Annotated in this window: 13 protein-coding genes and 1 pseudogene; 7 read left to right on the plus strand and 7 right to left on the minus strand. The window is 70.8% G+C overall.

Annotated features, from left to right (window positions below; all coding sequences use genetic code 11):
• Window positions 1-170 precede the first annotated feature (170 nt).
• From ACFYYR_RS14070 to ACFYYR_RS14080, 3 genes are all read right to left on the minus strand, one after another.
• Window positions 171-1,232, minus strand: a complete 1,062-nt coding sequence (locus ACFYYR_RS14070; protein WP_388851552.1) for an AraC family transcriptional regulator — start codon at window positions 1,230-1,232, stop codon at window positions 171-173.
• Window positions 1,233-1,360: 128 nt separating this feature from the next.
• Window positions 1,361-2,251, minus strand: a complete 891-nt coding sequence (locus ACFYYR_RS14075) for a VOC family protein (protein ID WP_388852500.1) — start codon at window positions 2,249-2,251, stop codon at window positions 1,361-1,363.
• A gap of 231 nt (window positions 2,252-2,482) precedes the next feature.
• A complete protein-coding gene (locus tag ACFYYR_RS14080; RefSeq protein WP_388851555.1) occupies window positions 2,483-3,610 on the minus strand; it encodes an FAD-dependent monooxygenase in 1,128 nt (375 codons plus the stop codon).
• Between the two features lie 233 nt (window positions 3,611-3,843).
• Here ACFYYR_RS14080 and ACFYYR_RS14085 point away from each other — a divergent pair, with 233 nt between their 5' ends.
• Window positions 3,844-3,984, plus strand: a complete 141-nt coding sequence (locus ACFYYR_RS14085; RefSeq protein ID WP_388851558.1) for a hypothetical protein — start codon at window positions 3,844-3,846, stop codon at window positions 3,982-3,984.
• A gap of 69 nt (window positions 3,985-4,053) precedes the next feature.
• Here the strand turns inward: ACFYYR_RS14085 and ACFYYR_RS14090 are convergent, their stop codons facing one another.
• Complete coding sequence (locus ACFYYR_RS14090) at window positions 4,054-4,554, minus strand: DinB family protein (protein WP_388851561.1); 501 nt, start codon at window positions 4,552-4,554, stop codon at window positions 4,054-4,056.
• A gap of 47 nt (window positions 4,555-4,601) precedes the next feature.
• Window positions 4,602-5,228 carry a class I SAM-dependent methyltransferase gene (locus tag ACFYYR_RS14095; RefSeq protein WP_388851564.1) on the minus strand — a complete coding sequence of 209 codons (627 nt, stop codon included), beginning with the start codon at window positions 5,226-5,228 and terminating at the stop codon, window positions 4,602-4,604.
• 87 nt (window positions 5,229-5,315) lie between these two features.
• On the opposite strand from ACFYYR_RS14095, the pseudogene ACFYYR_RS14100 reads away from it, so the two are divergent.
• Window positions 5,316-5,465: pseudogene (locus ACFYYR_RS14100) on the plus strand (helix-turn-helix domain-containing protein); the annotation flags it as partial.
• Window positions 5,466-5,779: 314 nt separating this feature from the next.
• On the opposite strand, the gene ACFYYR_RS14105 reads toward ACFYYR_RS14100, so the two are convergent.
• Window positions 5,780-7,105, minus strand: a complete 1,326-nt coding sequence (locus ACFYYR_RS14105; protein ID WP_388851567.1) for an MFS transporter — start codon at window positions 7,103-7,105, stop codon at window positions 5,780-5,782.
• A 54-nt stretch (window positions 7,106-7,159) separates the two neighbouring features.
• A complete protein-coding gene (locus tag ACFYYR_RS14110) occupies window positions 7,160-8,386 on the minus strand; it encodes a M20 family metallopeptidase (protein WP_388851570.1) in 1,227 nt (408 codons plus the stop codon).
• 118 nt (window positions 8,387-8,504) lie between these two features.
• Here ACFYYR_RS14110 and ACFYYR_RS14115 point away from each other — a divergent pair, with 118 nt between their 5' ends.
• The 5 genes from ACFYYR_RS14115 to fabG all read left to right on the plus strand — a co-directional run bounded on the left by ACFYYR_RS14115 (window position 8,505) and on the right by fabG (window position 12,385).
• Window positions 8,505-9,575 (plus strand): Lrp/AsnC family transcriptional regulator, encoded by a 1,071-nt coding sequence (locus tag ACFYYR_RS14115; RefSeq protein WP_388851573.1) that lies wholly within the window; start codon window positions 8,505-8,507, stop codon window positions 9,573-9,575.
• Window positions 9,576-9,689: 114 nt separating this feature from the next.
• On the plus strand, window positions 9,690-9,878 hold the full coding sequence (locus ACFYYR_RS14120) for a hypothetical protein (protein WP_388851576.1): 189 nt from the start codon (window positions 9,690-9,692) through the stop codon (window positions 9,876-9,878).
• 327 nt (window positions 9,879-10,205) lie between these two features.
• Window positions 10,206-11,030: a HipA family kinase gene (locus tag ACFYYR_RS14125; RefSeq protein WP_388852503.1), complete on the plus strand. Its 825-nt coding sequence runs from the start codon at window positions 10,206-10,208 to the stop codon at window positions 11,028-11,030.
• Window positions 11,027-11,422: a DUF3037 domain-containing protein gene (locus tag ACFYYR_RS14130; RefSeq protein WP_388851579.1), complete on the plus strand. Its 396-nt coding sequence runs from the start codon at window positions 11,027-11,029 to the stop codon at window positions 11,420-11,422. Before ACFYYR_RS14125 ends, ACFYYR_RS14130 begins: the two co-directional genes overlap by 4 nt.
• Before the next feature lie 201 nt (window positions 11,423-11,623).
• On the plus strand, window positions 11,624-12,385 hold the full coding sequence (gene fabG, locus ACFYYR_RS14135; RefSeq protein ID WP_388851582.1) for a 3-oxoacyl-ACP reductase FabG: 762 nt from the start codon (window positions 11,624-11,626) through the stop codon (window positions 12,383-12,385).
• Window positions 12,386-12,410 lie beyond the last annotated feature (25 nt).

The following is a 12,410-nucleotide window of genomic DNA, read 5'->3' on the forward strand; positions in this document are numbered from 1 at the left end:
CGTTCCTCCCCCCACCGGCCCGGGGGCAACTCTCGGGTGGGGGGGGGGGGGCGGGGGGGGGGGGGGGGGGGGGGGGGGCCCCCGCCGCGCCGGGGGGGGGGGGCGGGGGGGGCCCCGCCCCCCCCCCCCCCGCGCCCGCAGGGTTTCCTGCGTTCCGCAGGAGGCTGGGGTCACCTCCGGGCTGCGGTGTCGGAGGGGAGTTCGGCGAAGCGGTCGCGATACGCGCTCGCGAAGCGGCCGAGGTGGGAGACGCCCCACCGGTAGGCGATCGTGCCGATGGGGTCGGCGGAGGCGAGGATGTCCTCACGGATCCGGTCGAGCCGCAGGTTGCGGACGTAGGACAGGGGCGAGAGGCCCAGCCGGTCGCGGAACGCCGAGCTGATGGTGCGAGGGCTGCAGTGGGCGGCCTGAGCGATGTCACTGAGGCTGATGTGCTCGGTGAGGTTCGCCTCGATGAACGCGAGGGCTGCGCGCACAGCACGCGGGTGGCCGGGTGGAGGACCCTCGCGCAGCTCGGCCGTGTGCGAGTGCGGCTGGGTCAGGAGCAGGGCGGTGACGATGGACCGCAACTGGCTGCGCTGTACGTCCGGGCGCTGGAAGAGGGGGTCTCCCGAGTCCAGCTGTTCGAGGAGGGAACGGACCAGTAGCCGCACCGCCCGGCCCTTGGGGGTGGCCAGGTCCAGGGCGAAGCCGAAGCGTATGGGGGACAGCGGCGGGTGCCCGGTCAATGCACTGAATTCCTGGTCGACCAGGGCGGCGTCGATGCGCAGTCCCAGGAACCGCGTCCGGCGGGCCTGTACGGGCCGCAACTCCTGGGAGTCTCCGGGGTTGACGACTCCCGCGGTCGACTCGTCCAAGGACGCCCGCAGGCTGCCGCGCGCTGCCGAGATCGCGCCGGAGACGCCGATGTTGACGAAGTAGGACCTGCGGCCCTCGGCCGAGGCGACGCGCACGTCGAGCGGCGAGGCGAAGTAGCCCACGGCGAAGTCGTCGGCGGCCACGCCGCGCAGTTCGTGATCGCCGCTGCACAGGCCGTCCAGCGGCGAGGTGGCGATGGAGCCGCCGAAGAGCAGCGTGGCGGCGTTCAGTAGGTCGACGGGGTTCCGGGATTTGCTGATGAGGTAGGCGCGCAGCGGCTCCGGCACGGCGTTCACCTCCCTTGGTGCGCCCGTCGCGGTGCTGTGGAGCGTATGGGGCGGGCGGCCCGAGTCCGGCGTCAGTGTCTCAGCCATGGTGGTCCGTCCTGTGCCCGGCCGGCGGTCCGGCATCCAGCAGGGACGAACAGGACGGTGCACGGCGCATCGGACCGAGGGGGGATCTTCTTCAGCGAGTTCTTCTGTGAGGTGCTCTGCGGTCGCGCTCACATCGGTGGGGCGACGAACAGCCCCGGGTCCACGTCGTTGTGGGACTTGGCGGCGATGAACTCGTCCATCTCGTCGGCCGTGCCCCACTGATCCGCGTTGGCGGGATCGCGCAGGTCGTAGAGGTGGGGGTGCCAGGTGTCCTCGTCCAGGATTTCCAGCTCGGTGGTGTACTCGACGGTGTTGCCGGCCCGGTCGAGGAAGTAGCTGAAGGAGTTGTCACCGGCACGGTGCCGCCCCGGCCCCCACAGCCGCTCGACGCCCGAGCGCCGCATCCGGCCGGTGCCGCGCATGAACGCGTCGATCCCGCGCATCTCGAAGGAGGCGTGGTGGAAGGCCGCGTGCGGCCCGCGCACGATGCCAAAGCTGTGGTGGAAGGTGTTGCACCGCAGAAACCACATGATCTCGCCGCCGCCCAGGCACATGGTGTCCGAGAGGCGGAACCCCAGGTGCCTGATGTACCAGGCAACCGTGGCCTCGGGGGTGGGAGAGTTCATCAGGACGTGGGAGAGGCGCACGGGGACCGGCTCGCGGGCCTCGATCCTGCGGTGCCGGCGCGCGGCGACGCCGGCGGAGACCTCCACCACGCGGCCCTCGTTGTCGAAGAAGCGCACCGCGTAGCCGGCCCCGGGTGTGTCCAACGGCTTCGGTTCGTGGACCAGCCGCACGCCCTGCGCGATCAGCTGTGCGGCCAGGGTGTCGACATCGCCGGCGCCCGCAGCGCCGAAGGCGATCAGGTCGGTGCGCTTGTGGGCGTCCTCGCGTAGTCGCACCACGTACTGCTCCGGGGAGCCTTCTGCTGCCAGGAACGAGACACCGGTGTCACCGGCGGTCTCCGTCAGCCCCCACAGCTCGGTGTAGAACCGACGCTGCTCGGCGAAGTTCGGCATGGCGACATCGATGTGCCGCAGGTGGGTGATCGGACTGCTGTTGTTCACGGTGAACTCCGGTTCATCTGCTCGAGGTGCTCGCGCGGCCGGTGCTGCGGCACAGGCGGGGTTCGGGGAGAGGCAGCGGGCATCTTCTCTCTCCCGGTCCATCGCGGGTCTCTCCATGTCCGACGCGCGAAGGGCGGACCGCCGGAACTCCCCCGTCTCGTTTGCTCATTTCGTGCCGGATGGTCACGCGGGCTCGGCCATGAGCCGGTGACCGGCATCGGTCAGCGGATGCGCTTCGCGATGGCGCCGCGCATGTTCCAGGCCGACGATCGCCACCGAGGTCTCCACGAGCGTTCGGCACCGCTGCCTGCGCCTCCTCACGAACGCCTCGAGCCCCGCCCCGACCGACCTGTGCCGCCCGAGCTCTTCGGCCAGCACGAGCCCGTCCTCGATGGCCAGAGCCGCGCCGCCGGCCATCTGCGGTGCGGGTGCGTGCGCGGCGTCACCGATGACGACGCAGTTGCCCCGGTTCCAGGCGCCCTCCAGGAACGCCGTCAGCACCGGGCGGCGCACCACCGACTCCGACGCGGACACCAGAGGGCGGATCTCCTCCACCCGGCCCGGGAAGGCCTCCAGTATCCGCCGCAGGCGCGGGGCGAGTTCGGCCTCGGGCAGGACGCTCTGCTCCACTCCGTTCTCCGTCAGGAACACGTACGCCTGGCCGGCCGAGATGGGCACGAGGCCCGCCGTGTCGGTCTTCCCGGCAAACCGGTGGATCCCGGTGGCCCATCGCGGGCGGGGCACCAGAGCCCGCCAGACCATCTGCCCGTGATAGTCGAGCGAGGCCTCGAGGCCCAGCAGACTCCGCGCCGATGAGCGGATCCCGTCCGCGCCCACCAACAGCGCGACCTGCCGGACTGTCCCGTCCGACAACTGCACGTGGACCAGCTCTCCCTCCTGGTCCACCGCCGTGACGGTCAGTCCCTGGTGGACGACTGCGCCGCGCTGTTCGGCCGCCGCGTGCAGGATGCGGTGCAGCACGGGGCGCGCGATGCCGGCCATCGCCGGTCGCCGCGCGCCGATGAGGCGCGGCAGCCGGATCCGGCGCGCGGGTTCGCCGTCCACGTCCACGTGCGTGATCCCGTTCATGCCGTAGCCCTCGGCCAGACAGTCGTCCGCGAGACCCAGCTCGGCCAGGGCACGCAGCGCGGGACCGGCCAGGCACAACCCCCAGCCGGAGGTCGCCGTTGACGGGTCGACCTCGGCGATCTCCACCTGCCATCCCGCGCCTGCCAGGGCAGCGGCCGCTGTCAGGCCGGCGATTCCCGCGCCCACGATCATGGCCGTACGCCCACCGCGACAGCTGTTCATGTACGCCTCCGGAGCATCTGATGTCTTCGAAACCGTAAGTTCCGTCGGCGCTCCGCCTTATCCGAATCAGGCGGCGACCATCCGCTGTCCGCAATCGTCTGCCTGACCGGCGACCGCATCCGGTGTGGAGGTGCCGAAGCCCAGCCTGTCCCGGTTCGGTCACCCGCGCTGCGGCGTGGACATCACTGAGCCGGCTTGCACTCCTCGGCGTAGCGGGCCGGCCCATCCGCGTCGTGTCCAGACTGTCCACCTTGGACCACAGCGGCCGGCTCGCGGCGTCGACGAGCAGCTTCCAGACGATGTCCGGCGAGGCGCCGGTGGTCACGGTGACGTCGTACCTGTGCATGGTGGAGGGCTCCTGTGAGGGGATGTGAGCACTGTCCCGGACGTCGGCGAACTCGTGTCGGACGGTGTTTCTCGAACCGGGGACCGTCCTGGGCGGATCAGCGGCCGGCCGCGCCGTCGATGAGTTCGCGCAGGATGTCCGCATGGCCTGCGTGCCGGCCGGTCTCCTCGATCATGTGAGTGAGTGCCCAGCGGACGCTGGGAGCGGGGCGGTCCGGCCGCAGCCGGGGGACCGGTGCGCCGAGATCGGTGCACCCGTCGAGAACGTCGTTCGCGCGCTCGACCGCGTCTCGGTAGCGGGCGACGACATCGGCCACGCTGTCCGCCGGTGCGGCTCGGAACGTCGCCTGCCAGTCGGTGACGTCGTCCCCGAGGAACATCGAGCGTTCGACGAACGTCAGGTGGTTGAGCAGGCCGAGCAGGTTCGTGCCCGACGGCACTGCGGCTGTTCGCACCTGCGGTTCGGGGGCGCCGTCGACCTTCGCGGCGATCGAGGTCCGGAGGTAGTCGAGGAATCCGCGCAGGACCTCGGTCTCGTCGTTTCCGGTCCGCGGCGGCGGGGTGTCGCGGCGGCCGTTGCGGGGCGTGGTGCTGGGCACCGTGGTCTCCCTGATCCTTTGTCGGGGGCGGGTGCCGGGCCGCTGTGTCAGGCGGTGCGGCGGATGAGGAGGACGTGGTCGGTGACCTCGGCGGTGCGCCCGTCCGGTCCGGTCGCGATCCGGTGGGGTGCGTAGGCCCGCTCGACCGTCCATGCCTGCGGCGCCAGGCCGATCTCCGCGGCGACTTCCAGCGGGCTCGGGTAGCGGATGTCGGGATCCTGGTCCCACGACCACGGCGCGGCCGAGCCGTGGTCGACGACCAGCAGCCGCCCGCCCGGGCGCAGTGCGTGCGCGGCCGAGCGCAGCACGGTTGCCCGGTCCAGGCCGAAGGGGGTGTGGAGGTAGTGGGCGCAGACCAGGTCGAAAGTCCCGGGCGGGAAAGTCGTGTCCAAGTCGGCCCGCACGGTGGTGACGCGGTCACCCAGGCCGTGCGAGCGGGCGAGGGCGGCGAGTCGCTCGACCGCCACGGCCGAGATGTCGACGGCGGTGACCTGCCACCCCAGGCGGGCGAGCCACAGCGCGTCGCCGCCGTTGCCGCATCCGAGGTCCAACGCGTCACCGGGCGGCAGGCCCGTCCCCGTCTCGGTGAGGCGGGTATTCGGCTGCGGGTCGTCGGCTGCCGGTCGGGCCGCGTAGACGCCCTCCCAGAAGGTGACCGCATCGGTGGTGCTCATCAAGGCTCCTTGTGTCGGGATGCGCTCAGTCTTGCCAGGCTCCTTACGGTCCGGCACGGAATCTTGCGGTTACGGCAAGATGGCCTGATGGATCGCAAGACGGACGACGACGTGCTCGACGCCGTGGGGCCGCGCCTTCGTGCGCTGCGTCGTGACCGCGGCATCACCCTCGCCGGCCTCGCGGCGACGACCGGCGTATCGGAGAGCACGCTGTCCCGGCTGGAGAGCGCTGCAAGGGGTGCGTGCGCACGTACGCACCGACCCTCATCGATCCGATCAGGCCGGGGGACGGCGGTGAACTCGGCGGGGATGCTGCGTGCGCGCCGGGGCCCCGGCCGCCTGGGGTGATGGCGGCCGGGGCCGGGTACCGCTCGGGCAACGGCGCTCGAACCGAGCGGAGTTCACGGACTGCGGGCAGGGGATGGATTTCCCGGTGGGCCGGCATGTGGCTGACGGCACCGATCACGCGGCGTGTACCGGGGCTATCGGGGCCCGTGGTTGGAGTGACGGGGCAGTGAGGAGGACGCGGCCCGCCATTGGTCCGGCTGGGCCTACTCCAGTGGCTTGGCTCGTGTCTCGGGGCCGGTGAGGACGAGCAGGGCGCCGACGAGCAGCAGAGCGATGTTGTAGCCGGTGAAGTAGTTCTGTGCGTTGTGGCTGGCGAGCCAGGTCTGAAGGTAGGGAGTGGTTCCTCCGAAGAGTGCCACGGCGATCGCGTAGGGGACGCCGGTGCCGGTGGTACGCACGTGGGTGGGGAACAGTTCGGCGAAGATCGCGGGCGCGATGGACGCGCACATCGCGGTGAAGAGCAGGGCGATGGTCATGGCCAGGCCGAGCTGCCAGACTTGGCCCGCTCGGGCCAGGAGCAGCAGGGGGTAGGCGAGCACTGCCATGCCCAGAGCGAAGATCAGCATATTGGGCCGGCGTCCGAGCCGGTCGGACAGCGATCCGCACAGCGGCAGCGCCGCGATGAAGATCAGGAGTGCGACCATCTCGGCGAGCAGCACTGCGGTCGAGTCCAGCTTCGTCACGCTGATGGCATAGGTGGGGGCAGCGGTGGTCCAGGCCTGGTAGGTCACCGTGAAGCCTGCGGTCAGGCCGATCACCCGCCCGGCAGCGGCACGGTTCTGCCAGATGCCGCGCAGCACGGACACGCGCTGCGGTGCCGCACTGCGGGAGGTGTGCTCCTTGTCGAAGGCGTGCGTCTCCGTGAGTTTGCGCCGCAGGAACAGGGCGTAGACGCCGAGCAGTCCGCCGATGACGAACGGTACCCGCCAGCCCCATGCCTCCAGGGCCTCCGTGCCGTACAGGGCCCCGAGGCCGGCGCCCAGCAGGGTGGCGATCAGTATGCCGCAGGCTCCGGAGACGTAGATGGCGCTGGTCCACCGGCCGCGGCGCTCGGGTGGGGCTGTCTCGGCGAGGTAGGTCTGGGAAGAGGGCAGTTCGCCGCCATGTGCCATGCCCTGTACGAGCCTGGCCAGGAGCAGAATCAGCGAGGCAACGGCGCCGACGCTCGCGTAGGTGGGGGCGATGCCTATCGCCAGGCTGCCCGCCGACCCCATGCTGATCGAGATCACCATGGCCAGGCGTCGGCCCTTGCGGTCGGCGAGCCGGCCGAAGACGAAGGCGCCGATCGGCCGCATCGCGAAGCCCACGGCGAAGATGGCCAGTGTGGACAGCAAGGCCGACAGTTCGTTGTCCGGATTGAAGAACTGCTCGGCGAAGAACGGCGCGAAGATGCCGTAGACGTGCCAGTCGTACCACTCGAGCGCATTGCCGATGCCGGTGCCGATGAGGGCACGCCGTTGTTCCCGGCTGGAGCGTCTGTGGCCCGGCTCGGTGACGGGCACCGGGCCGGTGGAGGGTGCGTAGGACAAGGGGGACCTCCAAGGTGAGCGACGGGGGGCGGTCAAGGTGAGCGACGGGGGCGGTCAGGAGGCGAGAGCCGGCACGGCTCCGCCGGCCGCCTGTGCCGACAGTCGGCGGGTGGCGAGATCGGTGTAGAGAGCGGCGCCGTCGCACAGCACGCCCTCGTCGAACTCCGCATACGGCGAGTGGTTGTTCGCCACGGTCGAGGGGTCTGCACCGGGCGGAGCGGCGCCCAGCATGACCAGGCTGCCGGGCACCTCGCCCAGGATGCGCGAGAAGTCCTCGGCGCCGGTGAGGGGGTGGGCCAGCGGCCGGAAGCGGTGCTCGCCGAAGGTCTCGGTGACGGTGGACCGGACGAAGGCGGTCTCACGCTCGTCGTTGACCGTCACCGGGTAGCGCTTGGTGAACTCGACCTCCGCCCGCAGACCGTGGGCGGCGGCGATCCGGCGTACGAGGGTCACCACCGCGTCCTGCATCCGGTTCTGCGCCCGGGTGGAGAACGTGCGCACGGTGCCCTCCAGCCGCACCGTTTCGGGGATCACGTTGCGGCGGGTGCCGGCGTGGAAGGAACCGATGGTCAGGACGACCGGGTCGAAGGGGTCGCAGGTTCGGGAGACCATGGTCTGCAGCGCGGTGACCATCTCGCAGGCCACAGGCACCGGGTCCTTGGCGCGGTGCGGCGCCGAGGCGTGTCCGCCGGCCCCGATGACGGTGACATCCACGTCGTTGGTCGCCGCCATGGTCGCACCACTGCGCGCCATGAAGACGCCCGAGGGAAAGTCGGTGGTGAACACGTGCAGTGCGTAGGCCGCGACCGGCCGGGGTCCCGCCGCCTCCAGGATGCCTTCGGCCAGCATCGCGCCGGCTCCGTCGCAACCCTCCTCGCCCGGCTGGAACATCAGCACCACGTCGCCGGCGAGGTCCCGCTGCCGCGCGGCGAGCAGATGGGCGGCACCGACCAGCATCGTGGTGTGCAGATCGTGGCCGCAGGCGTGCATGACGCCCGGTGTCGCGGAGGAGAATTCCAGACCGGTGCGCTCCGTCAACGACAGGGCGTCCATGTCCGCCCGGAGCAGCACCGCGGGTCCCGGACGCCCTCCGCGCAGCACTGCCGTGACCGAGGACAGCCGGCTGCCCGTGGAGATCTCCAGTGGCAGGCCGTCCAGCGCCCCCAGCACCTTCTCCTGGGTGCGCGGCAGGTTCAGCCCCACCTCGGGGTCGGTGTGCAGGCTGCGGCGCAGCCTGACCAGCTCATCGCGCAACGTAGTCGCATCCTCACAGGTCGCCATGACGGTGGGTGCACCTCCAGAGACTTGGGCATGGTGCCGAACGGCGGATGTCCCTAGAGTGGACAGACGCGCGACAGCAGCGCCGAAATCAGCGGGAACGTTCAGAGGGTGCGATCCAATGCACGATTCGTTCAGCCTCGACGAAACCGATCTGTCGCTGATCAATGTGATGCAGATAGCGCCGCGGGCCACCTGGACCGAAGTGGGAAAGGTGCTCGGCCTCCACTCGGCCACTGTGGCGCGGCGCTGGGAGCGCATGACCGAACAGGGCGTCGTCTGGGTGACCGCTTACCCGAACCTGGCGCTGTGGACCGAACAGTGCTGTCTGGCCTTCATCGAAGTCGACTGCCGGCCCACCGCCCGGAAGCAGGTGGTGGACGCGCTCGCCGGCGTGCCGCAGGTCGCCTCGGTCTCCCAGGTTGCCAGCGGCCGCGACCTGTTCCTTGTGGCCCTGTTCCCCGACCTTCAGGCGCTGTCGCGGTTCGTGCTGGACCATGTCAGCCTGCTGCCCGGCGTGCGCGGCACCCGCACCCGCACCGCAACCCGCTTCTACAGCGAAGGCAACAAGTGGCGGCTCCAGGCCCTCTCGCCCGACCAGCGCGCCCACCTGACCCGCCACAACCCGCAGACCTCTCCAGGAAGCCGGACGTCCTACGATCGGTTCCGCGATCTGCTGCTTCCCCTGTCGTCCGACGGCCGCCGGACAGCCGCCGAACTTGCCGCCCTCACCTCGACAACCGTGTCCACCACCCGCCGGCGCCTGGAACGCATGGTCCGAGAGGGCCTGGTGTCCTTCCGCTGTGAGGTGTCCGACATCATCAGCGGCTGGCCCGTGCACGCCTACTTCTGGGCTCGTGTCCCCGCCCACGAACTCGACGGGATCGCTCAGACGCTGCTGACCCTGCCGGAGATCAGGATGTGCGCCGCGATCACCGGAACGGACAACCTGCTCGTCATCGTCTGGCTGCGCTCCCTTGGCGACAGCCAGCGTCTGGAGACCGGACTCGCCGAACGGTTCCCCACACTGACACTGACCGAACGCGCCATCGTCCTGCGCATGAGCAAACGCATGGGCTGGCTTCTCGACGGCCACGGTCGACGCGTCAGCCCGGTGTCCGTCAATCCCTGGGCGGACATCCCCCACGGCACACCCAGCAACGCGAATCCGGACGAGCAGCCCGGACCGTAGGCAGCCCCGCTCCTCCGTCTACGCGTTGCCGCCATTGGTTGCACGGCATTCTCCGCCGTCCCCGACCACCCGGCCCGGTTCGTCCAGAACGCGATCGCCGCCGCCTCGGACACAGTGTGGGAGGCCCTCGAGAACGGCGCGTACATCTACGTCTGTGGTGACGGCCGCCGCATGGCACCGGCCGTACGCGAGGCGCTGGCCGCCATCCACCGGGCCCGCACCGGAAGCGACGACGACACCGCCCGGGAATGGCTCGCCCGGCTCGAGGCCGACGGACGCTACCAGCAGGACGTCTTCGCCTGACCCCTTCGGGGGCGACGGATTCATCACCGGGACCCGGCCCGCCTCGGCGCTGGGTACCGGAGGCCGGAGAGTCCGTCGTGACCTCGGCACGGTGGCTCGGAAACTCCTCGCCCGCGATCACCCGCGGTTACTATGCTCACTTCATGCCGGAGGCCGGATGCAGGGGGCGCACCGCCATCGACGGAATGCCCGGGAAGCAGGGAGAGCTGCATGCCATGCGAAACTCTCCAGATTCTCCCCAGGGGCCGTTGACGGGCGCTGTGCGCCACTGCACCCCTCCGAAGTCGATCGTGGATGGCAAGGCTGAAGAGACGGGTGGCCTGGGAAGTGCTTGCAGAGGTGACAGCGACTCGCTACGTCACGCCCTTGCGTGAGGGCGGTTCGCTTCCGGGGATCGTCGAGGCCGACGACCTCGGTACCTACGTCATGAAGTTCACCGGTGCCGGCCAGGGCCGCAAGACCCTGGTTGCCGAGGTGATCTGCGGCCTGCTCGGGCAGCGGCTCGGGCTGCGGGTCCCCGAGCTCGTGCAGATCCAGCTCGACCCGGTCATCGGCCTGGGTGAGCCGGACCAGGAGGTGCAGGAGCTGCTGAAGGCCAGCGGCGGCCTCAATCTCGGGATGGACTATCTGCCCGGCTCGCTCGGTTTCGATCCGCTCGCCTTCTCGGTGGACCCGGTGGAGGCCGGGCGGGTGGTCTGGTTCGACGCGCTGATCAACAACGTCGACCGCTCGTGGCGCAACCCCAATCTGCTGGTGTGGCACGGCGGGATGTGGCTCATCGACCACGGCGCCACGATGATCTGGCACCACAACTGGCCGTCCGCCCGGACCGCCGCCGTCAAGCCGTACGACGCCTCCGACCACGTCCTGGCCTCCTTCGGCCCGGACCTGGACGCCGCCGATGCCGAACTGGCCCCGCTGGTGACGGAGGAGCTGCTCACCGGTGCCGCGGCCGAAGTCCCCGACGTCTGGCTGGCCGACGAGCCCGGCTTCGACTCCCCGGACGCGGTGCGCCGGGCCTACGTCGAGGCACTGGCGGAGCGGGCCGCGGGCCTGCGTGACCGGATCGCCCTCGGCCCCCGGCCGGCCGAGCAGCCCTCGCAGGCTCCGGAGTGGCTGCGGGTCCGGGTCGATGGAAAGGCCGCACGGTGAACGGGCTCCACAACGGACGCGATGTCTTCGAGTACGCCCTGCTCCGGGTCGTCCCCCGGGTGGAGCGCGGTGAGCTGATCAACGCCGGTGTGGTGGTGTACTGCCGCGCCCGGTCCTGTGTCGTCGCCCGCACCCATCTGGACGAGGACCGGCTGCGGGCGCTGGATCCCACGGCCGACGTGTCCGCCGTCCGCGCCGCGCTGCACGCCGTCGAGGGCCTGTGCCGGGGCGGCGAGCACGCGGGCCAGGCGGGCGGGGACGACGCGGGGCGGCGGTTCCGCTGGCTGGTGGCGCCGCGCAGTACGGTCGTCCAGCCGGGTCCGGTGCACACCGGGCTGACCGCCGATCCGGAGGCGGAGGCCGAACGGCTCCTGGACGTGCTCGTCCGCTGAAGCGTCGGTCGGGCGGGTCCCTCGGTCCGCCCGACCGGTGGTCGGGGCCTGTGACATGGGGCGCGGCCGGTCATGGCCCGTTGACACCGGGTGCCACGGCTTCTAGCGTTTTGGCCGACCGACCTACTAAGCGGTTGCTCATCCGCAGCCGCTCCCGGACGGATCCGCATCCCAAGCGGCCCGAACGCGAGGAGAATCCGCATGTCCACCACCGAGCAGCGTGTCGCCGTCGTGACGGGCGGCGCCCGGGGCATCGGCCAGGCCACCGCCGTGCGCCTGGCCGAGGAAGGCCGCGCCGTCGCCGTACTGGACCTGGACGAGGCCGCCTGCAAGGACACCGTGGAGAAGATCACCGCGGCGGGCGGCAAGGCCCTCGCCGTCGGCTGCGACGTCTCCGACTCCGCCCAGGTCGAGGCCGCGGTCGCGCGGGTCGCGGAGGAGCTCGGCGCGCCCACCATCGTCGTCAACAACGCGGGGGTCCTCCGGGACAACCTGCTGTTCAAGATGAGCGACGCCGACTGGGACACCGTCATCAACGTGCATCTGCGCGGCGCCTTCCTGGTCACCCGCGCCTGCCAGAAGCACATGGTGGACGCCGGGTTCGGCCGGGTCGTCAACCTGTCCAGCAGCTCGGCCCTCGGCAACCGCGGCCAGGTCAACTACTCGGCGGCCAAGGCCGGTCTGCAGGGCTTCACCAAGACCCTCGCGATCGAGCTGGGCAAGTTCGGGATCACCGCCAACGCCGTCGCCCCCGGCTTCATCGCCACCGACATGACCGCCGCCACCGCCGCCCGCGTCGGCATGGGCTTCGAGGACTTCCAGGCCGCCGCCGCGAGCCAGATCCCGGTCCAGCGCGTCGGCACCCCCGGCGACATCGCCAACGCCATCGCCTTCTTCACCGGCGAGCAGGCCGGCTTCGTCTCCGGCCAGGTCCTGTACGTGGCCGGCGGCCCGCTCGACTGACGCCCGGACGCGCGGAGACACAGGA

The organism is Streptomyces sp. NPDC001922 (genome assembly GCF_042891165.1).
Classification (GTDB): Bacteria; Actinomycetota; Actinomycetes; order Streptomycetales; family Streptomycetaceae; genus Streptomyces.